Raw genomic sequence first — 25549 nt, forward strand, 5'->3', positions numbered from 1 at the left:
TCCGTTTCGTGTCTTCCTCCCCCGAGACCTTACTCGAGCTGCGCGACGTCGACTTTGGTTACGGCGACCGGCTCGTTCTGTCGAACCTGAACCTGCGCTTCAAGCGCGGCCAGGTGGTCGCGGTCATGGGCGGGTCGGGTTGCGGCAAGACCACCGTGCTGCGTCTGATCGGCGGCCTGGTGCGCGCGCAGCGCGGCCAGATCCTGTTCCAGGGCCAGGACATCGGCCGGCAGACGCGCGAGGGCCTTTACGCTCTGCGCCGCAAGATGGGCATGCTGTTCCAGTTCGGCGCGCTGTTCACCGACATGTCCGTGTTCGAAAACGTCGCCTTCGCGCTGCGTGAACACACTGACCTTCCTGAAGAACTGATCCGCGACCTCGTGCTGATGAAGCTCAACGCGGTCGGTCTGCGCGGCGCGCGCGACCTGGCGCCGTCGGAGATTTCGGGCGGCATGGCGCGGCGCGTGGCGCTGGCGCGCGCCATCGCGCTCGATCCCGAACTGATGATGTACGACGAGCCATTCGCCGGTCTCGATCCGATTTCGCTCGGCATCACCGCGAACCTGATTCGCGCGCTCAATCAGGCGCTCGGCGCCACCTCGATTCTCGTCACGCACGACGTGCCCGAATCGTTCGCGATCGCCGATTACGTCTACTTTCTTGCCAACGGCGGGGTTCACGCCGAAGGCACGCCCGCCGAATTGCGCGCGTCGACCGATCCCACCGTGCGTCAGTTCATCGACGGCGCGCCCGACGGCCCCTTCAAATTTCACTATCCCAGCAAGACGCCGCTCGCGGCGGACTTCGGCATCGGCGGAGGTCAGTCATGATCAGTGCGATCGGCCGCTCGGTGATCGACGGACTGGGCACAGCCGGCTACGCCACGCGTTTTTTCTTCCGGCTGCTGCTCGAGTTTTTTCCGTTGCTGCGCCGTCCGCGTCTTGTCACGAAGCAGATCCACTTCGTAGGTAATTATTCGCTGGTGATCATTGCGGTGTCAGGTCTGTTCGTCGGCTTCGTGCTCGGCTTGCAGGGCTACTACACGCTGAACCGCTACGGTTCCGAGCAGGCGCTCGGCCTGCTGGTCGCGCTGTCGCTCGTGCGCGAACTCGGCCCGGTGGTCACGGCGCTGCTGTTCGCCGGGCGCGCCGGCACGTCGCTCACAGCCGAGATCGGCTTGATGAAGGCGGGCGAGCAACTGACCGCGATGGAAATGATGGCCGTCGACCCGGTCAAGGTGGTGGTCGCGCCGCGTCTGTGGGCCGGCATCATCTCGATGCCGATCCTCGCCGCGATCTTCAGCGCGGTCGGCGTATTCGGTGGTTATGTGGTGGGCGTGCTGCTGATCGGCGTCGATGCTGGCGCGTTCTGGTCGCAGATGCAAGGCGGCGTCGATGTCTGGCGCGACGTCGGCGCAGGCGTTATCAAGAGCGTGGTGTTCGGCCTCGCGGTGACGTTCGTTGCGCTGTTTCAAGGCTACGAAGCCAAGCCGACGCCGGAAGGCGTGTCGCGCGCCACGACCAAGACGGTCGTGTACGCGTCGCTTGCGGTGCTCGGCCTCGATTTTCTGCTGACCGCACTGATGTTCAGCTAAGACTGCGCTGCACGTTTTCCGCCGGCGGCGAGTCACAGGACGCGCGCGGCGGGGAGTATCTGCGGCGTGGCGGATTCACTTTGGGATGACGATGAAAAAGACTGCTGCTCTCGACTTCTGGGTCGGCCTGTTCGTGGTGCTGGGTTTCGTGGCGTTGCTGTTTCTCGCGCTGAAGGCCGGCAACATGAGCTCGTTGTCGTTCCAGGCAACCTATCCGGTCAAGCTCAAGTTCGACAATATTGGCGGACTGAAGGCGCGCGCGCCCGTGAAGAGCGCGGGTGTGACGGTTGGCCGGGTCGCTTCGATCGGCTTCGACAGTAACGCGTATCAGGCGCTCGTCACGATCGACCTCGACAGGCAATACCAGTTTCCGAAAGACACCTCGGCGAAGATCCTGACGTCGGGGCTGCTCGGCGAGCAATACATCGGGCTCGAACCCGGCGGCGACAGCGAAATGCTCAAGGCGGGCGACACCATCTCCATGACGCAATCGGCGATCGTACTGGAAAACCTCATCGGCCAGTTTCTGTATAGCAAAGCGGCCGACTCGGGTGCGTCCAAGCCTGGCGCGGCGGCGGGTACTCCCGCGACGGCGCCTGCCGCAGCGCCTGCGGCGTCGAGCCTGCCCGCCTCCGGCGCGGCCGCTCAATAAGGAGAACAAGAATGCAGACCACACGCATCAGCGGCGCGCGCGCCTTCCAGGCTGGCAAGCTGGCGGTAGCCGCAGCGCTGCTCGCCGGCTGTACGACTGTCCAGACGCCGACCAAGGGCGACCCGCTCGAAGGTTTGAACCGCACGATCTTCACCGTCAACGACAAGCTCGATCAATACGCGCTCAAGCCGGTCGCGAAGGGCTACGTGTTCATCACGCCGCAGCCGGTGCGCGACAGCGTGACGAACTTCTTTTCGAACATCGGCGACGTCTACATTGCGGCGAACAACCTGCTGCAGTTGAAGATCACCGACGGTGTCGAAGACATCATGCGGATCGTGATCAACACGGTGTTCGGCGTTGGCGGTTTGTTCGACGTGGCAACGCTCGCCAAGCTGCCCAAGCACGACAACGACCTTGGCCTCACGCTTGGCCACTACGGCGTGCCGGCGGGTCCATACCTCGTATTGCCGCTGTTCGGGCCGAGCACTGTGCGCGACGCGGTCGGCTCGATCGGCAATTACTATGTGAATCCGCTCAGCTACATTCATCCGGATGGTCTGAGCTGGGCGCTGTACGGGCTGAACGTCGTCAACACGCGCGCGAATCTGCTGAACGCGAGCGATGTGCTGGAAGGCGCCGCGCTCGACAAATATTCGTTCGTGCGTAACGCGTATTTGCAACGCCGTCAGTACCTGCTGTCGGACGGCAAGCAGGCGCAGGGCCTGCCGAACTACGGCGACGAAGCGCCGCTGCCGAAGTACGACGATGTCGACAGCGGCGCGGCCGGTGCGCCGGCAGGCGCCGTGACCGGCACGGCGGGCGCGCAGGGTGCTGCGGCGGCGAAGGGGGCGCCGGCTTCGGGTGCGACCGCGGCAACGCCACCGCAAGCGGCGTCCGGCACGGCAGCCGCGCCGGAGGCCGCATCGGGCAGCTCCGAATCGCCGCCACTGGACCTGAACGGGGGCCCTGAAACGACGCAGATCCCGGCCGGCCAGCTGGTGCCGCCGTCGCGTTTCAACTTCCCGTCATTCAAATTGCGTTGATCGTGCTGCCGTAACAGATCGATACGACTCTCGCAGTTTGCGCATGGATTGCTGCTGAACTCGCGTGTTAATGTCGGCTCCAACGGTTGCACTATTTTTTAAGGCAAGGCTCCAAATGAAAAAATTCTTCCTGATTCCGCTGTTCGCCGCGTTGTTCTCGTTTGCCAGTGCCGGCGCATCGGCACAGACGGTCGACACCAATTCACCCGACGGCATGATCAAGACCGTCACCCAGCAGGTGATCGACGCCATTCGCGCAGACAAGTCGATCCAGCAGGGCGACATCTCGCACATCACGAAGCTGGTCAACGAGAAGATTCTGCCGTACACGGATTTCCGCCGCACCACGCAACTGGCGATGGGCCGCAACTGGCGCACCGCGTCGCCGGAGCAGCAAGACGCGGTGGTCGAACAGTTCAAGATGCTGCTGATCCGTACGTACTCGGGCGCGCTGGCTCAGGTGCGCGATCAGCAGATCCAGTACAAGCCGTTCCGCATGAACCCGGACGACACCGACACGGTGGTGCGCTCGGTGGTGATGAACAACGGCTCGCCGATCGAACTCGACTACCGGCTGTACAAAACGCCCCAAGGCTGGCGCGTGTATGACATCAACGTGCTCGGCGCATGGCTGATCCAGGCGTATCAGCAGCAGTTCAACGAGCAGATCCAGCAGAAGGGCGTGGACGGACTGATCCAGTTCCTCACGCAGCGCAACCAGCAACTCGCCGCGGGCAAGCAGTCGTGAGCGAAGTGCTGAGCCCTGTCGCCAGCCGCTTCGAGAGCGGTGCGACACTAACCCACGCGAGCGCGAATGCCGCGCTCGCGGCGGGTTTGCAGCGTATTGCGGCGGGCGCCAACGGTGTGGACTGCGCGCCGCTCGCGCAGTTCGATTCGTCCGCGCTGGCCGTCCTCCTCGCATGGCAGCGTGCCGCCCAGGCACGCGGCGCCACGTTTGAGATCGTCAATCTGCCGGCTGGTCTCGCCAGTCTCGCGCAAGCCTACGGCGTCGATACCCTCATCGGCGCGCGACATTGACGCTCTAACGCGTCATCTCCGAACACCTCCTACTGAGATAGGGCCGCGGATTTTTGCCCTATAATCAAACGTTTTTTGGGGCACCTAACCGGCCCCAATTCCGTTCCTTCCAAGCATTTGCGCGCCCCCTCGGGGCTCCTTTAGGCGCCGCGACGCACGCGGCCCACAGTCATGTCAGCCATAGAAATTCGTAACGTCAAGAAGCGCTACAAGGATTTGCAGGCGCTCAAGGGCGTCAGCCTCACAGTTGAAGAAGGCGAGTTCTTCGGACTGCTCGGTCCGAACGGCGCGGGCAAGACGACGCTCATCAGCATCCTCGCCGGGCTCGCGCGCGCCGATGAAGGCAGCATCGCGGTGCGTGGCCACGACGTCGTCGGCGATTTTCGCGACGCGCGCCGCGCGCTCGGCGTGGTGCCCCAGGAACTGGTGTTCGATCCGTTCTTCACGGTCCGCGAAACCTTGCGCATCCAGTCGGGCTACTACGGTCTGCGCAACAACGACGCGTGGATCGACGAGATCATGGCCAATCTCGACCTCACCGACAAAGCCGACGCCAACATGCGCGCGCTGTCAGGCGGCATGAAGCGCCGCGTGCTGGTCGCGCAGGCGCTGGTGCACCGGCCGCCGGTGATCGTGCTCGACGAGCCGACCGCGGGCGTCGACGTGGAATTGCGGCAAACGCTGTGGAAGTTCATTTCGCGCCTGAACCGCGAAGGCCACACCATCGTGCTGACCACGCACTACCTTGAAGAAGCCGAATCGCTGTGCGACCGCATCGCCATGTTGCGGCGCGGCGAGGTCGTGGCGCTCGAACGCACCAGCACGCTGCTGCAACGCTTTGCCGGCATGCAACTGTTCCTGCGGTTCACGCAAGGCGTCTTGCCGGTCGATCTGCGTCCGCTCGAAGTGGACAGCGGCACGGGCAACGGCAATGGCCGTCAGCATCTGCTGCGTCTGGCGAGCTATGACGACGTCGAAAGAATTCTCGCGCAGTGCCGCGCGGCGGGCTGCGCATTCGAAGAAATCGAGGTCCGCAAAGCCGATCTCGAAGATGTGTTCGTTCAGGTGATGAACGGTCCGGAAGTGATCGAGGGGCTTGCATGAGCGGTTTCCGTACGCTGTTTTACAAAGAGCTCCTGCGTTTCTGGAAGGTGGCGTTCCAGACCGTGCTGGCCCCGGTCATCACCGCGCTGCTGTATCTGACGATTTTCGGCCACGCTTTGCGCGGTCACGTGGAGGTTTATACGGGCGTCGAATACACGAGTTTCCTGATCCCAGGTCTCGTGATGATGAGCGTGTTGCAGAATGCGTTTGCCAATAGCTCGTCGTCGCTGATCCAGTCGAAAATCACGGGCAACCTGGTGTTCGTGCTGCTGCCGCCGCTGTCGCACTACGAGATGTTCGGCGCCTATGTGCTGGCGGCCGTGGCGCGCGGGTTGGCAGTCGGCTTCGGCGTATTCATCGTGACGATCTGGTTCGTGCCGGTCAGTTTCACCGCGCCGCTCTACATCATTCTGTTCGCGATTTTCGGCGCGGCGATTCTCGGCACGCTCGGTTTGATCGCCGGCATCTGGGCCGACAAATTCGATCAGCTCGCGGCGTTTCAAAATTTTCTGATCATGCCGCTCACGTTCCTCTCGGGCGTGTTCTACTCCACGCACACGCTGCCGCCGGTGTGGCGCGAAGTGTCGCGGCTGAATCCCTTTTTCTACATGATCGACGGCTTTCGCTACGGTTTCTTCGGGATGTCGGATATCAATCCGCTCGCGAGCCTCGCGATCGTTGCCGGTTTCTTTGTGGTGCTGGCCGTGGTGGCGATGCGCATGCTCGCTTCCGGCTACAAACTGCGCCACTGATCAGGAGCTTCTCTTATGTTGCCGACTCCCGAACAGGTCAAGCAATACATCGCGGCTGGGCTCGCCTGCCAGCATCTCGAAGTCGAAGGCGACGGCCAGCATTTCTTTGCGACCATCGTTTCGCCGAGCTTCGAAGGCAAGCGTCTGATCCAGCGACATCAACTCGTGTATGCGGCGCTCGGCGACCGCATGCGCGAAGAAATCCACGCGCTCAGCATGAAGACGCTGACGCCCGCCGAATGGCAGAACGCGTAATCTGGAAATTTAGTGCGAATTACTCAAGAAGGGCGTGACGCCGGTAGCGGCGCGCCGAACACAGTCAAAGCAGCCCCGGCCGAAGTCCGGGTCAATCAGGAACTGACAGGCATGGATAAACTCGTCATTGAAGGTGGCTACCCGCTGTCGGGTGAAGTCGTCGTCTCGGGTGCGAAGAATGCGGCGTTGCCGATTCTGTGCGCGAGTCTGCTCAGCGCGGAGCCGGTGCATCTGGACAACGTGCCCGACCTGCAGGACGTGCGCACAATGCTCAAACTGCTCGGTCAGATGGGCGTGCAGATCGAAAGCGGCAACGGGCGCGTGTCGCTGAACGCGGCGAAGGTGGATAACCTCGTCGCGCCGTACGAAATGGTCAAGACCATGCGTGCGTCGATCCTCGTGCTCGGCCCGCTGGTCGCGCGCTTCGGTCACGCGCGTGTTTCGCTGCCGGGCGGCTGCGCGATCGGCGCGCGTCCGGTGGATCAGCACATCAAGGGCCTGCAGGCCATGGGCGCCGAGATCACGATCGAGCACGGCTTCATCGAAGCGCGCGCGAAGCGTCTGAAGGGCGCGCGTATCGTTACCGACATGATCACCGTGACCGGCACCGAAAACCTGCTGATGGCAGCCGTGCTGGCCGAAGGTGAAACCGTCATCGAGAACGCGGCGCGTGAGCCGGAAGTCGGAGACCTTGCGCATCTGCTGGTCGCGATGGGCGCGAAGATCGAAGGCATCGGCACGGATCGCCTTGTCATTCAGGGCGTCGACAAGCTGCACGGCGCCAAGCACACGGTGATTCCGGATCGGATCGAAGCCGGCACATTCCTGTGCGCGGTGGCGGCGGCCGGTGGCGACGTCACGCTGCGCAAAGTGCGTCCGCTGATTCTCGAAGCGGTGACCGAAAAGCTGCGCGAAGCCGGCGTCACGGTCGAAGAGGGCGACGACTGGATGCGCGTGCGCATGGATAAGCGCCCGAGCGCGGTCACCTTCCGCACCTCCGAATACCCCGCGTTCCCGACCGACATGCAGGCGCAGTTCATGGCGCTGAACACGATCGCGACGGGCACCTCGCAGGTTGTCGAGACGATCTTCGAAAACCGCTTCATGCACGTGCAGGAACTGAACCGCCTGGGCGCCAATATCACGATCGACGGCAACACCGCGCTCGTGACCGGCGTCGAACAGCTGTCCGGCGCGAAAGTGATGGCGACCGATCTGCGCGCGTCGGCGAGTCTCGTGATCGCGGCGTTGCGTGCCGACGGCGAAACGCTGATCGACCGGATCTATCACCTCGACCGCGGTTACGACCGCATGGAAACCAAGCTCACCGCCCTCGGTGCGAAGGTGCGCCGGGTTTCGGGTAGCCAGGCATGAGCGCCGTGCCGCAAACTTCGTCGTCGCCGGCGGTGAGCGCGCCGCTCACGCTGGCGCTGTCGAAAGGGCGTATCTTCGAGGAAACGTTGCCGCTGCTCGCCGCAGCCGGCATCGAAGTGGCCGAAGACCCGGAGACCTCGCGCAAGCTGATCCTGCCGACCACCGACGCGAACCTGCGCGTGATCATCGTGCGCGCCACCGACGTGCCGACCTATGTCGAATACGGCGCGGCCGACTTCGGCGTGGCCGGCAAAGACGTGCTGCTCGAACACGGCGGCAGCGGCCTGTATCAGCCGGTCGACCTGGATATTGCGCGTTGCCGCATGTCGGTCGCGGTCGCCGCGGGTTTCGATTACGCGAGCGCGGTGCGCCAGGGCGCCCGCTTGCGCGTGGCGACCAAGTACGTTGAAACCGCGCGTGAGCATTTTGCCGCCAAGGGCGTGCACGTCGATCTGATCAAGCTGTACGGTTCCATGGAACTGGCGCCGCTGGTCGGTCTCGCCGATGCGATCGTCGACCTGGTGAGCTCGGGCAACACCTTGCGCGCCAACAATCTGGTCGAGGTGGAGGAGATCATGCAGATTTCGTCGCGCCTCGTGGTGAACCAGGCGGCGCTGAAGCTCAAGCGCGCCGCGTTGCGGCCGATCCTCGACGCGTTCGAACGCGCGTCGAAGGCCGGCGCCACGACGGCCTGATAGCGTCAGTGTGACCACGTTCTAAAGCGCGCCTTACCGAAACGGATACCCGTATGTCTATCAAGATTCGCAAGCTCGATTCCGCCGCTCCCGACTTCCAGAAGTCGCTGCACGCGGTGCTCGCATTCGAGGCGAGCGAAGACGAAGCAATCGAGCGCTCGGTCGCGCAGATTCTGAACGACGTGAAGGCGCGCGGCGACGCCGCGGTGCTCGAATACACGCAACGCTTCGACCGTGTCGAGGCAAAGAGCGTCGACGCGCTCGAACTGCCGATGGCGGAGCTGGAAGCGGCGCTCGAAAGCCTCGAGCCGAAGCGCCGCGCGGCGCTCGAAGCGGCGGCGGCGCGCGTGCGCGGTTACCACGAGAAGCAGAAGATCGAATGCGGCAGCCATAGCTGGCAGTACACGGAAGCCGACGGCACCGTGCTCGGCCAGAAGGTCACGCCGCTGGATCGCGCGGGCATTTATGTGCCGGGCGGCAAGGCGGCCTATCCGTCGTCGGTGCTGATGAATGCGATTCCGGCGCGAGTGGCCGGTGTGCGCGAAATCGTCATGGTCGTGCCCACGCCGGACGGTGTGAAGAATCCGCTGGTGCTCGCGGCCGCGCTGCTGGGCGGCGTGGACCGCGTGTTCACGATCGGTGGCGCGCAGGCGGTCGGCGCGCTGGCATACGGCACGGCAACCATTCCCGCGGTCGACAAGATCTGCGGCCCCGGCAATGCGTATGTCGCGTCGGCCAAGCGCCGCGTGTTCGGCACAGTCGGCATCGACATGATCGCCGGGCCGTCGGAAATCCTCGTGCTGTGCGACGGCACCACAGACCCGCGCTGGGTCGCGATGGACCTGTTCTCGCAAGCCGAGCACGACGAGCTCGCGCAGTCCATCCTGCTGTGCCCGGACGACGCGTTCATCGGCCGCGTGAAAGACGCGATCGACGAACTGTTGCCTACCATGCCGCGCCGCGATGTGATCCAGGCATCGCTCGAAGGCCGTGGCGCGCTGATCAAGGTGCGCGACATGGAGCAAGCCTGCGCGATCGCCAACGACATCGCCCCGGAACACCTCGAAATCTCCGCGCTGGAGCCGCATCAGTGGGGCCAGCTGATCCGCCATGCCGGCGCGATCTTCCTCGGCCGCTACACCAGCGAAAGCCTCGGCGACTACTGCGCGGGGCCGAATCACGTTTTGCCTACGTCTCGTACCGCACGGTTCTCGTCTCCCTTGGGCGTCTATGATTTCTTCAAGCGTTCGAGCGTGATCGAGGTCAGCGCGGACGGCGCGCAGACGCTCGGCGAGATCGCCGCCGAGCTCGCTTACGGCGAAGGCCTGCAGGCGCATGCCCGTAGCGCCGAATACCGGATGCGGCAAAACAGCTGAACGCGCTTGATCCGGCGCTGAAGGCGCGGACGTCGAACCGGCCCGCGAACAGCGGCGACGGATTGCGCGTGGTTCATCGTTTAATAAAGACAATACAGACAACCTGGGGCGGCCCGCATGCCGCCAACGCCGGGCCGGCGTTCCCTTGCGACCGGCTTTACCGACCTATGACGACACCTCAAGACATCATCCGCCGCGACGTGCTCGCGATGACGAGCTATCCCGTTCCGGACGCCACGGGCTATATCAAGCTCGACGCGATGGAAAATCCCTTCACGCTGCCGCCCGTGCTGGCCGCGCATCTGGGCGAGCATCTGGCCGGCGTTGCGCTGAATCGCTATCCGGCGCCGCGTCCGGACGCGCTGATCGAGAAGATCAAGCGGGTGATGGGCGTGCCCGCCGGCTGCGACGTGCTGCTCGGCAACGGCTCGGATGAAATCATCAGCATGGTGTCGATCGCGTGTGCACAGCCGGGCGCCAAAGTGCTCGCGCCGGTGCCGGGTTTCGTCATGTATCAGATGTCGGCGAAGCTGGCGAATCTCGAGTTCATCGGCGTGCCGCTGAAAGGGGATTTCACGCTCGACACCGAAGCGATGCTGGCCGCGATCGCCGAACACCAGCCGGCGATCATCTATCTTGCCTACCCGAACAACCCGACCGGCACGCTGTACGACGACGCCGACATGGAGCGCATCATCGCGGCGGCCAACAAGAGCCTGGTGGTGATCGACGAGGCTTATCAGCCGTTCGCGCAACAAAGCTGGCTGCCGCGCGCCGACGCGTTCGATAACGTCGTCGTGATGCGCACGGTGTCCAAGCTCGGCCTTGCCGGCATCCGTCTCGGCTATCTGGCGGGCAAACCCGGCTGGCTGACCGAATTCGACAAAGTGCGGCCGCCGTACAACACCAACGTGCTCACCCAAGCCGCCGCCGATTTCCTGCTCGACCATGTCGACGTGCTCGACTCGCAAGCGGCGCAATTGCGCGAACAGCGCGCGAAACTCGCGCACGCGGTGTCCCAATTACCGGGCGCCGAAGTGTTCCCGAGCGCCGGCAACTTCCTGCTGGTGCGCGTGCCCGACGCATCGGTTCTGTTCGAAACGCTACTCACGGCGCGGGTTCTGATCAAAAACGTGAGTAAAATGCATCCATTGCTGGCTAATTGCGTGCGGTTGACCGTCGGTTCGGCGGAAGAAAACGCGCAATTGCTCGCCGGACTGAAACTCGTGCTGAACTGAACGGCCGCGCTGGCGCTTTTCCATATGGTGGGAAGGCGCGCGTGGCCCGCCGTTTTTTCACCCCACTACCTATCGCTTTCTAGCTAGATTCGAGGAATTACCATGCGCCTTGCGGAAGTCGTTCGCAACACCAGCGAAACGCAGATCCGTGTGAAGATCAATCTGGACGGCACCGGTCAGCAAAAGCTGGCCACCGGCGTGCCGTTTCTGGACCACATGCTCGACCAGATCGCGCGGCATGGATTGTTCGACCTCGAAATCGAAGCGCATGGCGACCTGCATATCGACGACCACCACACGGTCGAAGACACCGGTATCACGCTCGGCCAGGCCGTCGCGAAAGCGATCGGCGACCGCAAGGGCATTCGCCGTTACGGTCATTCCTACGTGCCGCTCGACGAGGCGCTGTCGCGCGTCGTGATTGATTTCTCGGGCCGTCCGGGTCTCGAATTCCATGTGCCGTTCACGCGTGCGCGCATCGGCACGTTCGACGTCGATCTGTCCATCGAGTTTTTCCGCGGTTTCGTGAATCACGCCGGCGTCACTTTGCATATCGACAACCTGCGCGGCCTGAACGCCCACCATCAGATGGAAACGGTGTTCAAGGCGTTCGGGCGTGCGTTGCGCATGGCCACCGAACTGGACGAACGCGCGGCGGGGCAGATTCCGTCGACCAAGGGCAGCCTCTAAGCCCTCAATAGCCGGTTCATAGGCCAACTCAATTACCAGGACCGGGACCCGCGTCGAGTGCGCGCGCTCCCGGTGTGCGATGGACATTCTGAAGTCGTTTATTTCGCTGCTGGCGTTGATCAACCCGGTCGGCGCCATCCCGTTCTTCATGAGCCTGACGGCGAATCAGAGCGACGCCGAGCGGCGTAGAACCATTCGCATCGCGGCGATCTCGGTGTTCTGCGTGATCGCGATCACCACGCTGCTCGGGCAGCAGATCATCAGCTTCTTCGGCATTTCGGTCGGCTCGCTCGAAGTGGGCGGCGGCATCATCATGCTACTGATGGCGATCAACATGCTGAACGCACAGATCGGCAACAGTCGTTCGACGCCGGAAGAGCGTCATGAAGCGGAGCAGAAGGACAATATCGCGGTCGTGCCGCTGGCGATTCCTTTGCTCACCGGTCCGGGCGCGATCAGCACTACGATCATCTATGCGGCCGGCTCGGCGCATTGGTACGACCGGATCAGCCTCGTCGCGATCGGCGCGGTGTTGGCGGCGGTCTGCTTTTTTTCGCTGCGGCTCGCCGAACCGATTGCCCGCTGGGTCGGTCGCACGGGTATCAACATCGGCACGCGGCTCATGGGTTTGATGTTATCGGCGCTGGCGGTGGAATTCATCGTCGATGGACTGAAGGCATTGCTGCCTAACTTGAAATGAAAACTTCGATAGCGATTGTGGATTACGGAATGGGCAACCTGCGTTCGGTCGCCCAGGCACTGCGCAAAGCCGCGCCGGAAGCGGACGTGGCGATCGTCGACCGGCCGGAAGCGATTCGTGCGGCCGACCGCGTGGTGCTGCCCGGCCAGGGCGCGATGCCCGACTGCATGCGCAGTCTGGCTGAGTCCGGCCTGCAGGAAGCGGTGATCGAGGCGTCGCGCAGCAAGCCGCTGATGGGCGTATGCGTCGGCGAGCAGATGCTGTTCGACTGGAGCGCGGAGGGCAGCACGCCAGGTCTCGGCCTGTTGCCCGGCAAAGTGCTGCGCTTTGACCTGGAAGGCCAGTTGCAGGACGACGGTTCGCGCTTCAAGGTCCCGCAAATGGGCTGGAACCGCGTGCGCCAGGCGCAGCCACATCCGCTGTGGGACGGCGTCGCTGACAACGCGTTCTTCTACTTCGTGCACAGTTATTACGTGGCGCCGGACAACGCCGCCCATACCTCGGGCGAAACAGTGTACGGTGTGCCCTTTACCTCGGCGGTGGCGCGGGATAACATCTTCGCGACCCAATTCCACCCGGAAAAGAGCGCCGAAGCGGGGCTGCGCGTGTATCGCAACTTCGTGCACTGGAACCCGTGAGCGCCTTTCTTCATCCTGTTGCCGTGCGTCGCTCCGCCACAAGCGGACCGTATGTCGCGCGCCGCAATCGCAACATCATGCTTTCGCTGCCTCACGACGCCACGCAAGGGCGTCGAAAGAGTTGTACTAAACTAGCGAAACGGCGTCCCGGCGGGCTGGACTACCAGCCGCTGCCGCCGACCTTCAACCCCTTCCCAGACAACACCCGATTGCTATGCTGCTGATTCCCGCCATCGACCTGAAAGACGGTCAGTGTGTACGCCTCAAACAGGGCGATATGGACCAGGCGACGATATTTTCCGAGGAACCGGCGGCCATGGCCCGACACTGGGTCGAGCGCGGTGCCCGGCGTCTCCACCTCGTCGACCTGAATGGCGCGTTTGCCGGCAAGCCGAAGAATGAAGACGCGATTCGCGCGATCATCGAGGAAGTGGGCGGCGAGATTCCCGTGCAACTGGGCGGCGGCATTCGCGACCTGAACACGATCGAGCGCTATCTGGACGACGGTTTGTCGTACGTGATCATCGGCACGGCGGCGGTGAAGAACCCCGGCTTTCTGCAGGATGCCTGCACGGCGTTCGGCGGCCATATCATCGTCGGACTGGATGCGAAAGACGGCAAAGTCGCGACCGATGGCTGGAGCAAGCTGACCGGCCACGAAGTGGCCGATCTCGCGCGCAAGTTCGAGGACTACGGCTGCGAGTCGATCATCTACACCGACATCGGCCGTGACGGCATGCTTCAGGGCATCAACATCGAAGCGACGGTGCGCCTCGCGCGCGCGGTCAAGATTCCGGTGATCGCGAGCGGCGGCTTGTCGAACCTAACCGACATCGAATCGCTGTGCGAAGTCGAAGACGAAGGCATCGAAGGCGTGATCTGCGGCCGGGCGATTTACTCGGGCGATCTCGACTTCGCGGCAGCGCAAACCCTCGCGGACCGGCTGCGCGAGTCGGACGACGCCTAAGCTTGCTGGGGCGAGCCTTCAGGCTCGCCGCCCGCGTTTCGCGTTTCCGGCCGGCGCCGCGGTGAACGAATCGCCGGCAGCCGAAACGGACGCGGTAATGCACCGGCAGAGTGCCTCAGGCCGTCCGCGTGCGACTCACCGGCGGCGCAGCGCGACTGCGCCGCGCCGACCTTGCGCCGCTCGTTGAAGTTCCAAAGCGAGCGGCCTCATCAGCGGTATTGGCAGAATTGCAAGATCATGGCTCTAGCTAAACGCATCATTCCCTGTCTCGACGTCACGGCTGGCCGCGTGGTCAAGGGCGTCAACTTCGTCGAACTGCGCGATGCGGGCGACCCGGTTGAAATCGCCCGCCGCTATGACGATCAGGGCGCCGACGAACTCACCTTCCTCGACATCACCGCGACCTCGGATCAGCGCGATCTGATCCTGCCGATCATTGAGGCCGTCGCCTCGCAAGTGTTCATTCCGCTAACGGTCGGCGGCGGCGTGCGCGCCGTCGAAGACGTGCGGCGCCTGCTGAACGCGGGTGCGGACAAGATCAGCATGAACTCGTCGGCGGTGGCGAATCCGCAACTCGTGAAAGACGCGACGGACAAATACGGCTCGCAGTGCATCGTCGTCGCAATCGACGCGAAGCGCGTCTCCGCGGACGGCGAGCCGCCGCGCTGGGAAGTCTTCACGCACGGCGGGCGCAAGGCCACCGGCCTTGAAGCCGTCGAATGGGCGCGCAAGATGGCCGAACTCGGCGCGGGCGAAATCCTGCTTACCAGCATGGATCGCGACGGCACCAAGAGCGGCTTCGACCTCGCGCTCACGCGCGCAGTGTCGGACGCCGTGCCGATTCCGGTCATCGCTTCGGGCGGCGTGGGCAACCTGCAACATCTGGCCGACGGCATCAAAAGCGGCCACGCAGACGCGGTGCTCGCCGCGAGCATTTTCCACTACGGCGAACACACCGTGGGCGAGGCCAAGCGCTTCATGGCCGATCAGGGCATTTCGGTGAGGTTGTGACGTGGTGAATCCCTCGGCAGTCAATTGGCTCGACAAGGTCAAGTGGGACGTGAACGGCCTCGTGCCCGTGATCGCGCAGGAAGCGTCGACGAACGACGTGCTCATGTTCGCGTGGATGAACCGCGAAGCCCTGGCGAAGACCATCGAAACTCATCGCGCGGTGTATTTCTCGCGTTCGCGCCAACGCCTGTGGTTCAAGGGCGAAGAGTCCGGCCACGTGCAGCATGTGCACGAAGTGCGGCTCGATTGCGACGAAGACGTCGTGCTGCTGAAAGTGGAGCAGGTATCGGGCATTGCCTGCCACACCGGCCGCCACTCGTGCTTTTTCCAGAAATTCGAAGGCTCTGTGGATGACGGCGACTGGGTCGCCGTGGATCCCGTGCTGAAAGACCCCGAACACATCTACAAATGACGCAATCCACGCAATCCACGTCGTCCAATTCCACGTCAACGACTGACACGCTGATGCGCCTCGCGGCGATCATCGACGGCCGCAAAGGCGGCGATCCGGACGTCTCATACGTGTCGCGCCTGTTCCACAAGGGCGACGACGCGGTGCTGAAGAAGATCGGCGAAGAAGCCACCGAAGTCGTGTTGGCCGCCAAGGACGCACGCCACGGCGGCGCGCCGAAGGCGCTCGTCGGCGAAGTCGCGGACCTGTGGTTTCACTGCCTCGTGATGCTGTCGCACTTCGATCTGAGCCCGGCGGACGTGCTCGCCGAACTGGAGCGCCGCGAAGGCATGTCGGGTATCGAGGAAAAGGCGCTGCGCAAGAGCCGCGACCGCGAGCAGAACGGCGACTGATCGCAGTGGGTCCGCGCTTGCGTGTTGAAGTGGAGCGCACCAGCGCCCATATTGCAGGAACGCATCGGATCGCATCCTTGGAAGGACGCAAGCATGGAACAGTCGCACGAGAGGTATCCGCCGCCGGCCTATCGCAATGCTCTCGAGCCTGAGCGCGAGCGCAGCCTGCGTACGCTCACCCACGTGCTGTACGCGCTGTATGCGGTCCACTGGCTGACAGGCGGCCTGACGATCCTGATCGCGATCATCATCAACTACGTGAAGCGGCCCGACGTGGTGGGCACGCCGTACGAGGCCCATTTTGAGTGGCAGATCCGCTCCTTCTGGATGGCTTTGCTAGGCTATGCGATCGGCGGCGTGCTGCTGTTCGTGGTGATCGGCATTCCGGTTCTGTGGGCCGTGAGCATCTGGATGTTGTACCGTATTATCAAGGGCTGGCTGTATCTGTACGATAACAAGCCGCTCGCGAATCCGCGGGGCTGGTTCTAGGTTTCGTCCGATGGTTGCCGGGCCTGACATGAATCGCGCCGCGTCGGCTTCGCGCTTCAGCCATACTGTGTCAGGAATACGATGAGCCACGACCCGAACTGCCTTTTCTGCAAGATTGCCGCCGGCGAGATCCCGTCGACCAAGGTCCACGAAGACGACGAGTTCGTCGCCTTCCGCGACATTCGTCCGGCCGCGGATACGCATGTGCTGGTGATTCCGCGCAAGCACATCGCCACCCTATCGAGCTGCACCGAGAGCGATGCACCGCTGCTTGGTAGAATGCTGGTCTTGGCGGCGCGTTTGGCCGATCAACTGGGCGTGGCGTACACCGGCGGCGAAACGGGTTTTCGCACGGTAATCAATACCGGTCCGGGCGGCGGCCAAGAGGTGTATCACCTGCACGCGCACATTCTCGCGGGACCGCGCCCCTGGCAGCGCATGGGCTGACCCGGCAGTGCGGGGTGTGTAGCGAGTTTTGGTCGCGGACAATAGCGCGGCCGTTGTTTTTGCCACATTGTAACGACGCCGACGCGATCGTCTGGTCACAATGACATTCCGTGTCGCGGGTTGCAGCCGAAAAGGTCGCGGTAACGTATAGATGAAGCGTACGCGCTTCGATTCATGCCGCAAGGCGCCCGAGTTTCGCCGCATCCGGTGCGGTATCGGGGTTAAGGAGAGTAGTCATGGGTTCGTTGAGTATTTGGCATTGGCTGATCGTGTTGTTGATCGTAGCGCTCGTGTTCGGCACGAAGAAGCTGCGCAATATCGGCACTGATCTGGGTGGCGCGGTGAAGGGCTTCAAGGAAGGCATCAAGGAAGGCGAAACGCCGGCAGCCGAAGCGCAGCAGCGCGAACTGCCGCGCAACGGCGCCGTGGACGTGGAAGCAAAGGAAAAGACGCCGCGTTCCGGCGATTACCGCTAAGCCGCGGCTCAACCGCGTTACTGACGGACATTCCACTTCATGCTGGACCTCGGTCTAACCAAGATGGCGCTGATCGGCGTCGTCGCGCTGGTCGTACTCGGGCCTGAGCGCCTGCCACGCGTCGCCCGCACGGCCGGGGCGTTGTTCGGCCGCGCGCAGCGGTATATCAACGACGTGAAGGCCGAAGTCACGCGCGAAATCGAACTCGACGAATTGCGCCGGATGAAAAGCGAGTTCGAGGCCGCCGCGACCAACGTCCAGACCTCCGTTCAGGACAACCTGCGCAAGCACGAGTCCGAAATGAACGACGCGTGGAACAGCGGCTCGTCGGTGTCGCCGAGCATTGCCGGTGGCGCCCTAGAAGATGCCGGCAATACGTCGTGGTCGGGCAGCACGCCCGCTGCGGCGGCCAAACGCAAGAACTGGCGCGTCAAGCAGACGGCCATGCCCACCTGGTACAAGCGCGCGACCACGCGCCGCACGCGTGTACAGTCGGGTGCGGCGCGCGTGGCGCGGCATACACCGGCCAGCATGCGTCGTCCGACGCGGTTCTTCTGATGATCAGAACGACAATCTCTAACCGAGGGCCGGCGTGAGCGACCCCCAGCAAACCCAGGACGAAGGCACTGAAGAGACCTTCATTTCCCACCTCGTTGAATTGCGCGACCGCATCATTCGCGCCGGCCTTGCCGTCGTCGTGGTGTTCGTCGGACTCGTATACTGGGCGCCGGATATCTTCCGGTTGCTGGCGCGGCCTTTGATGCAGAACTTGCCGAAGGACGGCAAGATGATCGTCACCGACGTCACCGGCTCGTTTTTCGTGCCGATGAAGGTGACCATGCTGGTGGCCTTCGTGATCGCGCTGCCGATCGTGCTCTATCAGATCTGGGCCTTCGTCGCGCCAGGTCTTTATCAGCACGAGAAAAAACTGGTCGGGCCGCTGGTGGGCAGCAGCTACACGCTGTTCCTGTGCGGCATGGCGTTCGCGTACTTCGTGGTGTTCCCGACCATTTTCCGCGTGATGGCGCACTACAACGCGCCGCTGGGCGCGGAAATGACCACGGACATCGACAATTACCTGAGCTTCGTGTTGACCATGTTCATTGCGTTCGGCGTGACGTTCGAAGTGCCGATCGTCGTGGTGCTGCTGGTGCGCATGAACGTGGTGACGCTCAAGAAGCTCAAGGAGATTCGACCGTATGTGATCGTCGGCGCGTTCGTGATTTCGGCCGTGGTCACGCCGCCGGACGTGTTCTCGCAACTGATTCTGGCGATTCCGCTGATCGTGCTGTACGAGGCGGGGATCATCGCGGCGCGGTTGATCGTCGGCAAGCAGCCGGTGGTGATCGAGGACGCGAGCGCATCGGAATGATGGTTTAGCGCTTCGGCGAACGCACGCAAACAAGAAGGGCAGTCCGTAATGGACTGCCCTTCTTGTTTGGCACGTGGCGCATGGCTTGTGCTTGCTTATTGCGGGACGTTGGATTCGATTTGCCTTCCGCTATGGTCAGCCACCGTCGTCGTCCTGATCGCCGCTGCCACCGCCATTGTCCTCAGCCGGCTGCTTCGGCGGAGGCGGGCGTTTGCCGATGGTGACCTCCAGATCCATCTCATGGCTCTTGCGCACGAGATGCACCTTCGCCGCCGTGCCCGGCTTGATCTGCGCGATCACGTTCAGAAGACGCGTGGTGTCGGTAATCTCCTGACCGTTCACGCTCATGAGAATGTCGCCGGGCTTGATGCCCGCACGGTCCGCGGGGCCGTTCTTCAGCACGCCAGCGACAATCGCGCCCGACTTCTGCTCCAGCCCGAACGACTCGGCGATCTCCGGCGTGACGTCCTGCGGTTCGACGCCGATCCAGCCGCGCGTGACCGAACCCGTGGTGATGATGCTCTCGAGCACGCTCCTCGCCGTCGAGACGGGAATCGCAAAGCCAATCCCGAGCGAGCCGCCCGAGCGGGAATAGATCGCGGTGTTGATGCCGAGCAGATTGCCGTTCACGTCGACGAGCGCGCCGCCCGAGTTGCCCGGATTGATTGCCGCGTCGGTCTGAATGAAGTTTTCGAACGTGTTGATGCCAAGGTGATTGCGTCCGAGCGCGCTGACAATGCCCATGGTCACCGTCTGGCCGACGCCGAACGGATTGCCGATGGCGAGCACCACGTCGCCCACGCGCGTCTGGTCCATGCGGCCGAGCGTGATGGTGGGCAGGTTGGTCATGTTGACCTTGAGCACGGCCAGATCCGTTTCCGGATCGACGCCGATCACCTTCGCATTCGTGGTGCGGCCGTCGGCCAGCGCGATTTCGATCTGATCGGCGCCGTCCACGACGTGCTGGTTCGTTAGAATGTAACCTTCCGAACTCACTATCACGCCGGAGCCCAGATTGGATGCGGGTTGTTCCTGCTGCTTGCGGTTCTTGTCGCCGAAGAAGTAGCGGAACAGCGGATCTTTCGCGCGCGGGTCGGGCGGCAGTGAGCCATCCTTGCTGGAAAACACATTGACGACCGCGGGCATGGCCTTTTGCGCGGCGTCCGCGTACGACGCCTGAGCTGGGCCGCTGCCGATGCCTGGCGCTACTTCCCGCAGCGCGACGATCGGTTCGGCGAGTTGCTTGCCGAATTGCCCTTGACGCTGCAGCCACTGCGGTTTGAGGGTCGCAATGATGAACATGAGCGCCAACAGCACGGTCACCGCTTGGGCAAAGAACAGCCAAAAGCGTCTAAGCATCTGAAGACTAGAGGTTTATATGGATCGGATCGAACTTGAATTGTACTTGAACAATCTCCTTGAAACCGCGCGCTTCAAGGACTATTGCCCTAATGGATTGCAGGTCGAAGGGCGTCGCAAGATCAATAAGCTCGCGACCGGCGTGACCGCTTCGGCGGCCTTTCTGGAGGCCGCGCTCGATTGGGGCGCGGACGCCGTGCTGGTTCATCACGGCTACTTCTGGCGCAACGAAGCGCCGCAGATCACCGGCCGCAAACACGCGCGGCTCAAGCTGCTGATCGCCAACGACCTGAACCTGTTCGCCTATCACCTGCCGCTCGACGACCATCCCGAGTTCGGCAACAACGCGCAGATCGGCCAGAAGATGGGCTGGATCAGCGACGCGCGCTTCGGCGAGAACGACCTCGGCTGGCTCGCCACGTTTCCCATGCCGATCACGCTCGCGCACTTCACCGCGCAAGTCGAGCAGACGCTCGGCCGCACGCCGCTCGTATTCGGCGACGCGGACCGCGAACTGCGCCGCGTGGGCTGGTGCACGGGCGCCGCGCAAGGCATGTTCGACGCGGCCATCAACGCGGGCGCCGACGTTTATCTGACCGGCGAAGTGTCGGAATCGGTGATGCACACGTCGGCGGAAAGCGGCGTCGCGTTTCTCGCGGCGGGCCACCATGCCACCGAGCGCTTCGGCGTGCAGGCGGTGGGCAAGCATCTGTCCGAGCAGTTCGATATCGAGCATCTGTTTATCGATATCCCTAATCCGGTTTGAATCGCCGAGTTACGTAAAACGCATTAGGGAAGAAAAAGGCACGAATAACGCAGAGGGCACTTAAAAGGAGGTGCGAAAAAGTTTGCGATCCGTACGGAGTAACCCTGATTTATCAAAGGCTTCGCACGGTTTTTGGCAATCGGGCCTTGTAAATGGCGACTCCATTCGCGCAAACTAGCGGCGGTAGAAGAGACGTGAAGGAAAAATCCAACTCAGAAGTGGGGCGTGTGATGCGAGACAAGGAAGATGAACGCGTCGACGGCAGCCGCCGTACCTGGCTGATAGCGACGACCGTAGCAGGTGGCATAGGAGGCGTTGCCACTGTCGTACCCTTTGTTAGTTCGTTTGCACCATCTGAAAAGGCCAAGGCAGCAGGTGCCCCGGTCGAAGTCGATATCAGTGATCTCAAGCCCGGCGACATGAAGACCGTTGCCTGGCGTGGTAAGCCCGTGTGGATCATCAACCGCACCGACCGTATGCTCGCCGATGTCCAGAAAGCCGATAACGAAGTAGCGGATCCCCACACCAAGAATCCTTTTTCGATGCCGTTGCCGGAGTACTGCAACAACGAGTTCCGTTCACGCACCGACCACAAAAACCTTTTCGTCGCCGTCGCCGTGTGCACCCATCTGGGCTGTACGCCAACGCCGCGCTTCCAGGAGGGCGCGCAGCCCAATCTTCCAGACGACTGGCCAGGCGGCTTCCTGTGCCCTTGCCATGGCTCGACCTATGACATGGCCGGCCGCGTCTTCAAGAACAAACCTGCGCCGCAGAACCTCGACATTCCGCCTTACATGTTCACCTCGGCCACCGGCCTCGTGATCGGCAAGGACGAGAAAGGAGACGCGTAATGGCGATCGAACACGAAGTAGAGACGACCGGGCTGGTCGGCTGGATCGACCGGCGCTTTCCGCTGACTTCCACCTGGAAGAAGCACGTTTCCGAGTACTACGCGCCGAAGAACTTCAACTTCTGGTACTTCTTCGGTTCGCTTGCCCTGCTGGTGCTGGTCAACCAGATCGTCACCGGCATCTTCCTCACCATGAACTACAAGCCCGACGCAACGCTCGCGTTCGCGTCGGTCGAGTACATCATGCGCGAGGTGCCGTGGGGCTGGCTGATTCGCTATATGCACTCCACGGGCGCGTCGATGTTTTTCGTCGTCGTCTACCTGCATATGTTCCGTGGGCTGATGTACGGGTCGTACCGCAAGCCGCGCGAACTGGTGTGGATTTTCGGCTGCGCGATTTTCCTGTGCCTGATGGCTGAGGCGTTTTTTGGCTATCTGCTGCCGTGGGGCCAGATGTCGTTCTGGGGCGCGCAGGTGATCGTCAACCTGTTCTCGGCGATTCCGTTCATCGGGCCGGATCTGTCGCTGTGGATTCGCGGCGACTATGTGGTTTCGGACGTCACGCTGAACCGCTTCTTCGCGTTCCACGTGATCGCGATTCCGCTGGTGCTGATCGGTCTGGTGGTCGCCCACCTGGTCGCGCTGCACGAAGTGGGATCGAACAACCCGGACGGCATCGAAATCAAGGCGAAGAAGGACCCGGACGGCATTCCGCTCGACGGCATTCCGTTCCACCCGTACTACTCGGTGCACGATTTCATGGGTGTCACGGTGTTCCTGATCATCTTCGCGGCGATCATTTTCTTCGCGCCGGAGATGGGCGGCTACTTCCTCGAAGCGAACAACTTCGTGCCGGCCAACCCGCTGCAAACACCGCCTGAAATCGCTCCGGTGTGGTACTTCACGGCTTTCTACGCGATGCTGCGCGCCACGACCGATCCGTTCAAGATCGTGCTGATGGTGATAATCGGGTTGCTCGGCGTGCTCGCGCTGGTGCGCGCGCGCGGCAAGTGGAAGCTCGGCCTGCCGGTGCTCGCTGTGCTGGTGATCCTGGCCATGGCGCTGACCGAATCGAAGTTCTGGGGTGTGGTGGTGATGGGCGGCGCGGTGGTGTCGCTGTTCTTCCTGCCTTGGCTCGACCGCTCGCCGGTCAAGTCGATTCGCTACCGGCCGTTTTTTCACAAGGTGTTCTACGGGATCTTCGTGCTCGTGTTCCTGACGCTGGCTTTCCTCGGCACCAAGCCACCGTCGCCGGCCGCCACGTTGATCGCGCAGGTCTGTGCGCTGATCTACTTCGCGTTTTTCCTCGGTATGCCGTTCTGGACGCGGCTTGGCACGTTCAAGCAGCCGCCCGAGCGGGTGCGGTTCAAGCCTCACTAATCGCGAGCCAGGAGAACACGAATGAAAAAACTGCTTACGAAGTGCGCGCTGATCGGCGCGACACTGCTCGCGGTGCTGGCCACCCCGGCGTACGCGGACGAGAATTTCCCTCTCGACCGCGCGCCGGATAACGCGGAAAATTTCGCGTCCTTGCAGCACGGCGCGCGATTGTTTGTAAACTACTGCCTGAATTGCCACAGCGCGAACCTGATGCGCTACAACCGCCTGACCGACATCGGCATTACGCCGAACGAAATTCAGGCGAACCTGCTGTTCACCACGGATAAAGTCGGCAACACGATGACCGTGGCGATGCGGCCGGCCGACGCGCAAGCGTGGTTCGGCGCGAGTCCGCCCGATTTGTCGGTGGAAGCGCGGGCGCGCGGCAAGGACTGGCTGTACACGTATTTGCGCACTTTTTATCGCGACAATACGCGGCCGACCGGCTGGAACAATCTGGTGTATGAAAACGTGAGCATGCCTCACGTGCTGTGGCAGCTTCAGGGCGAACGTACCGCGAAGTTCGGGGATGAAACCGACGAAAAAACTGGCGAGACGGTACACAAATTTGTCGGCTTCCAGCAGGTCACTCCGGGGACGATGTCGCCGGTAGATTATGATTCTGCTGTGGCCGACCTCGTGTCGTACCTGTCATGGATGTCCGAACCGACCCAGAAAACCCGCAAACAGCTTGGCGTGTGGGTGCTGTTGTTCCTCGGTATCCTGAGCTTTTTCGCCTGGCGATTGAACGCCGCGTACTGGAAACATATCAAATAATCACGCCGTCACCCGGCGTGGGGCCGGCGCCAGGAAAAACCTGTTGGACGGTTTTTCCGCGCGCTGGCCTTTCAGCTTTTTGAGGAAACGTAAACATGATGGTTCTGTATTCCGGCACAACTTGCCCGTTCTCCCAGCGCTGCCGGCTGGTGTTGTTCGAAAAGGGCATGGACTTCGAGATCCGCGACGTCGACCTGTTTAACAAGCCGGAAGACATCGCCGTGATGAATCCGTATGGTCAGGTGCCGATTCTCGTCGAACGGGACCTGATTCTGTACGAATCGAACATCATCAACGAGTATATCGACGAGCGCTTCCCGCACCCGCAACTGATGCCGGCCGATCCGGTTCAGCGCGCGCGTGCCCGCCTGTTCCTGCTGAACTTCGAGAAAGAGCTGTTCGTGCACGTCGGCACGCTCGAAAACGAAAAGGGCAAGGCTGCGGAGAAGAATCACGAGAAAGCCCGTCTCGCGATCCGCGATCGTCTGACGCAACTCGCGCCGATCTTCCTGAAGAACAAGTACATGCTCGGCGAAGAGTTCTCGATGCTCGACGTCGCGATCGCGCCGTTGCTGTGGCGTCTGGATCATTACGGCATCGAACTGTCGAAGAACGCCGCACCGCTCATGAAATACGCCGAGCGCATTTTCAGCCGCCCGGCTTATATCGAAGCGCTGACGCCTTCGGAAAAGGTGATGCGTCGTTGAGCTTGGCTTTTGGACGAGGGCGCCGCGCGGTCGAGTGGGCGCGGGCCCGCGTCCGTTAGAGGACTGTAGATGCAAGAGATTTCCACCAAGCCCTACCTGCTGCGCGCACTCTACGAGTGGTGCACGGATAACGGCTATACGCCGCACATCGCGGTCCGGGTCGACAATCAGACGCGCGTGCCGCGTCAGTTCGTGCGCGATAACGAAATCGTGTTGAACATCAGCTTCGAGGCGACCAGCCAGCTGCAGATGGGCAACGAGTGGATCGAGTTCAGCGCGCGTTTCTCCGGCAAGTCGCACAAGATCGAGGTGCCGATCACCAACATTCTTGCGATCTATGCGCGCGAGAACGGCCAGGGCATGGCATTCCCGGTCGAGTCGGCAGGCGGTGAAGCGCAGGATTCGGGCGCGGACGCGGAAGTGGCGGACGAGACCGAAGCGCCCGCGCCGCGAGCAGTCGAAACGGCGCCCGCTACGGGTGCCGCCACCGCCAAAGCGGATAGCGAGGCGACCGGACCGCAGCCCGACGACGATGGCTCAAAAGGCGGCGGAAGGGCTCGCCTCAAGATCGTAAAATGAAGTAGAATCACGGCCTCATGCCGGCTTAGCTCATCAGGTAGAGCGCTTGACTTGTAATCATGAGGTGGCGGGTTCGAGTCCTGCAGCCGGCACCAGTTGTACTAAACGGGGTTTCTGTTCAATCAGAAACCCCGTTTTTTCTTGGTGCGCGCTTATCCACGAAGTCACCGTGTCCGAGCCGCTGCGCGGCGCGTCCGTCTGAAAAAGGACTGGTTTCATGAAATATCGGTGAGCCGCAAATCGGTCCAAAATCACCATATCTCTTTCACCTTGTCGATTGTGGACTGTAAAGTCTACGATTTGTCGGCAAGGCCGGCAGATAACGCGCCTTACCCGTCCGACCAGCGAATAGCGCACCGCGGACCCGGACGACAGAGGTACTATTCGGGCGTCAGTCGGCAACGCTTCCAATT

General features: G+C 62.4%; 32 protein-coding genes and 1 tRNA gene. 32 read left to right on the forward strand and 1 reads right to left on the reverse strand.

What is annotated here, in order from left to right:
• Positions 1–8 precede the first annotated feature (8 nt).
• The 25 genes from B0G73_RS26665 (at position 9) to tatC (ending at position 18718) form a co-directional block, all read left to right on the forward strand.
• Complete coding sequence (locus B0G73_RS26665; RefSeq protein WP_106284183.1) at positions 9–830, forward strand: ABC transporter ATP-binding protein; 822 nt, start codon at positions 9–11, stop codon at positions 828–830.
• Entirely contained in the window at positions 827–1594 is a 768-nt protein-coding gene (gene mlaE / locus B0G73_RS26670; protein WP_106284184.1) for a lipid asymmetry maintenance ABC transporter permease subunit MlaE, read from the forward strand. The genes B0G73_RS26665 and mlaE overlap by 4 nt, the downstream gene beginning before the upstream one ends.
• A gap of 91 nt (positions 1595–1685) precedes the next feature.
• Positions 1686–2246 carry an outer membrane lipid asymmetry maintenance protein MlaD gene (gene mlaD, locus B0G73_RS26675; RefSeq protein WP_106284253.1) on the forward strand — a complete coding sequence of 187 codons (561 nt, stop codon included), beginning with the start codon at positions 1686–1688 and terminating at the stop codon, positions 2244–2246.
• Between the two features lie 11 nt (positions 2247–2257).
• Positions 2258–3292 carry a VacJ family lipoprotein gene (locus tag B0G73_RS26680; protein WP_106284185.1) on the forward strand — a complete coding sequence of 345 codons (1035 nt, stop codon included), beginning with the start codon at positions 2258–2260 and terminating at the stop codon, positions 3290–3292.
• A 115-nt stretch (positions 3293–3407) separates the two neighbouring features.
• Positions 3408–4040, forward strand: a complete 633-nt coding sequence (locus tag B0G73_RS26685; protein ID WP_106284186.1) for a phospholipid-binding protein MlaC — start codon at positions 3408–3410, stop codon at positions 4038–4040.
• Entirely contained in the window at positions 4037–4330 is a 294-nt protein-coding gene (locus B0G73_RS26690) for a lipid asymmetry maintenance protein MlaB (protein WP_106284187.1), read from the forward strand. The genes B0G73_RS26685 and B0G73_RS26690 overlap by 4 nt, the downstream gene beginning before the upstream one ends.
• A 171-nt stretch (positions 4331–4501) precedes the next feature.
• Entirely contained in the window at positions 4502–5434 is a 933-nt protein-coding gene (locus B0G73_RS26695) for an ABC transporter ATP-binding protein (protein WP_106284188.1), read from the forward strand.
• Positions 5431–6186 carry an ABC transporter permease gene (locus B0G73_RS26700; protein WP_106284189.1) on the forward strand — a complete coding sequence of 252 codons (756 nt, stop codon included), beginning with the start codon at positions 5431–5433 and terminating at the stop codon, positions 6184–6186. Before B0G73_RS26695 ends, B0G73_RS26700 begins: the two co-directional genes overlap by 4 nt.
• Before the next feature lie 15 nt (positions 6187–6201).
• Positions 6202–6441: a BolA family protein gene (locus B0G73_RS26705; RefSeq protein WP_006052280.1), complete on the forward strand. Its 240-nt coding sequence runs from the start codon at positions 6202–6204 to the stop codon at positions 6439–6441.
• Between the two features lie 111 nt (positions 6442–6552).
• Entirely contained in the window at positions 6553–7815 is a 1263-nt protein-coding gene (murA, locus tag B0G73_RS26710; protein WP_106284190.1) for a UDP-N-acetylglucosamine 1-carboxyvinyltransferase, read from the forward strand.
• On the forward strand, positions 7812–8510 hold the full coding sequence (hisG, locus tag B0G73_RS26715; protein WP_106284191.1) for an ATP phosphoribosyltransferase: 699 nt from the start codon (positions 7812–7814) through the stop codon (positions 8508–8510). Before murA ends, hisG begins: the two co-directional genes overlap by 4 nt.
• Before the next feature lie 53 nt (positions 8511–8563).
• Positions 8564–9886, forward strand: a complete 1323-nt coding sequence (gene hisD / locus B0G73_RS26720; RefSeq protein WP_106284192.1) for a histidinol dehydrogenase — start codon at positions 8564–8566, stop codon at positions 9884–9886.
• A 167-nt stretch (positions 9887–10053) separates the two neighbouring features.
• The gene (hisC, locus tag B0G73_RS26725; RefSeq protein ID WP_106284193.1) at positions 10054–11124 is read left to right on the forward strand and encodes a histidinol-phosphate transaminase; all 1071 of its coding nucleotides are present in this window, start codon (positions 10054–10056) and stop codon (positions 11122–11124) included.
• Positions 11125–11226: 102 nt separating this feature from the next.
• Positions 11227–11814 (forward strand): imidazoleglycerol-phosphate dehydratase HisB, encoded by a 588-nt coding sequence (gene hisB, locus B0G73_RS26730; protein ID WP_064267519.1) that lies wholly within the window; start codon positions 11227–11229, stop codon positions 11812–11814.
• 79 nt (positions 11815–11893) lie between these two features.
• A complete protein-coding gene (locus B0G73_RS26735; protein WP_106284194.1) occupies positions 11894–12514 on the forward strand; it encodes a MarC family protein in 621 nt (206 codons plus the stop codon).
• Positions 12511–13152 carry an imidazole glycerol phosphate synthase subunit HisH gene (hisH, locus tag B0G73_RS26740; RefSeq protein WP_106284195.1) on the forward strand — a complete coding sequence of 214 codons (642 nt, stop codon included), beginning with the start codon at positions 12511–12513 and terminating at the stop codon, positions 13150–13152. The genes B0G73_RS26735 and hisH overlap by 4 nt, the downstream gene beginning before the upstream one ends.
• A 214-nt stretch (positions 13153–13366) precedes the next feature.
• Positions 13367–14119 (forward strand): 1-(5-phosphoribosyl)-5-[(5-phosphoribosylamino)methylideneamino]imidazole-4-carboxamide isomerase, encoded by a 753-nt coding sequence (gene hisA / locus B0G73_RS26745; protein WP_106284196.1) that lies wholly within the window; start codon positions 13367–13369, stop codon positions 14117–14119.
• Positions 14120–14356: 237 nt separating this feature from the next.
• Positions 14357–15130 carry an imidazole glycerol phosphate synthase subunit HisF gene (gene hisF / locus B0G73_RS26750; RefSeq protein WP_013589770.1) on the forward strand — a complete coding sequence of 258 codons (774 nt, stop codon included), beginning with the start codon at positions 14357–14359 and terminating at the stop codon, positions 15128–15130.
• Position 15131: 1 nt separating this feature from the next.
• On the forward strand, positions 15132–15542 hold the full coding sequence (gene hisI / locus B0G73_RS26755) for a phosphoribosyl-AMP cyclohydrolase (protein WP_181196648.1): 411 nt from the start codon (positions 15132–15134) through the stop codon (positions 15540–15542).
• Positions 15539–15934, forward strand: coding sequence for a phosphoribosyl-ATP diphosphatase (locus B0G73_RS26760; RefSeq protein ID WP_106284197.1), 396 nt, complete (start codon positions 15539–15541; stop codon positions 15932–15934). Before hisI ends, B0G73_RS26760 begins: the two co-directional genes overlap by 4 nt.
• 93 nt (positions 15935–16027) lie before the next feature.
• Positions 16028–16423 (forward strand): hypothetical protein, encoded by a 396-nt coding sequence (locus B0G73_RS26765; RefSeq protein WP_106284198.1) that lies wholly within the window; start codon positions 16028–16030, stop codon positions 16421–16423.
• 81 nt (positions 16424–16504) lie between these two features.
• Positions 16505–16870, forward strand: coding sequence for a histidine triad nucleotide-binding protein (locus B0G73_RS26770; RefSeq protein ID WP_106284199.1), 366 nt, complete (start codon positions 16505–16507; stop codon positions 16868–16870).
• Positions 16871–17106: 236 nt separating this feature from the next.
• Positions 17107–17346, forward strand: a complete 240-nt coding sequence (gene tatA / locus B0G73_RS26775) for a Sec-independent protein translocase subunit TatA (protein WP_106284200.1) — start codon at positions 17107–17109, stop codon at positions 17344–17346.
• 39 nt (positions 17347–17385) lie between these two features.
• Positions 17386–17904, forward strand: coding sequence for a Sec-independent protein translocase protein TatB (tatB, locus tag B0G73_RS26780; RefSeq protein ID WP_106284201.1), 519 nt, complete (start codon positions 17386–17388; stop codon positions 17902–17904).
• Between the two features lie 34 nt (positions 17905–17938).
• Entirely contained in the window at positions 17939–18718 is a 780-nt protein-coding gene (tatC, locus tag B0G73_RS26785) for a twin-arginine translocase subunit TatC (protein ID WP_106284202.1), read from the forward strand.
• 135 nt (positions 18719–18853) lie between these two features.
• On the opposite strand, the gene B0G73_RS26790 is transcribed toward tatC, so the two are convergent.
• Positions 18854–20077: a Do family serine endopeptidase gene (locus B0G73_RS26790; RefSeq protein WP_106284203.1), complete on the reverse strand. Its 1224-nt coding sequence runs from the start codon at positions 20075–20077 to the stop codon at positions 18854–18856.
• Positions 20078–20096: 19 nt separating this feature from the next.
• On the opposite strand from B0G73_RS26790, the gene B0G73_RS26795 reads away from it, so the two are divergent.
• The 7 genes from B0G73_RS26795 (at position 20097) to B0G73_RS26825 (ending at position 25231) form a co-directional block, all read left to right on the forward strand.
• The gene (locus tag B0G73_RS26795; protein ID WP_106284204.1) at positions 20097–20843 is read left to right on the forward strand and encodes a Nif3-like dinuclear metal center hexameric protein; all 747 of its coding nucleotides are present in this window, start codon (positions 20097–20099) and stop codon (positions 20841–20843) included.
• 230 nt (positions 20844–21073) lie between these two features.
• Positions 21074–21694: a ubiquinol-cytochrome c reductase iron-sulfur subunit gene (gene petA, locus B0G73_RS26800; RefSeq protein WP_106284205.1), complete on the forward strand. Its 621-nt coding sequence runs from the start codon at positions 21074–21076 to the stop codon at positions 21692–21694.
• A complete protein-coding gene (locus tag B0G73_RS26805; protein ID WP_106284206.1) occupies positions 21694–23073 on the forward strand; it encodes a cytochrome bc complex cytochrome b subunit in 1380 nt (459 codons plus the stop codon). Before petA ends, B0G73_RS26805 begins: the two co-directional genes overlap by 1 nt.
• A gap of 21 nt (positions 23074–23094) precedes the next feature.
• Positions 23095–23850: a cytochrome c1 gene (locus tag B0G73_RS26810; RefSeq protein WP_106284207.1), complete on the forward strand. Its 756-nt coding sequence runs from the start codon at positions 23095–23097 to the stop codon at positions 23848–23850.
• Between the two features lie 95 nt (positions 23851–23945).
• Positions 23946–24557 (forward strand): glutathione S-transferase N-terminal domain-containing protein, encoded by a 612-nt coding sequence (locus tag B0G73_RS26815; RefSeq protein WP_006052302.1) that lies wholly within the window; start codon positions 23946–23948, stop codon positions 24555–24557.
• Positions 24558–24626: 69 nt separating this feature from the next.
• Positions 24627–25136, forward strand: coding sequence for a ClpXP protease specificity-enhancing factor (locus tag B0G73_RS26820; protein ID WP_106284208.1), 510 nt, complete (start codon positions 24627–24629; stop codon positions 25134–25136).
• A gap of 19 nt (positions 25137–25155) precedes the next feature.
• Positions 25156–25231, forward strand: a tRNA-Thr gene (locus tag B0G73_RS26825).
• The last annotated feature ends 318 nt before the right edge of the window (positions 25232–25549 follow it).

It is taken from the genome of Paraburkholderia sp. BL25I1N1, assembly GCF_003002025.1.
In the GTDB taxonomy this organism is placed as follows: domain Bacteria; phylum Pseudomonadota; class Gammaproteobacteria; order Burkholderiales; family Burkholderiaceae; genus Paraburkholderia.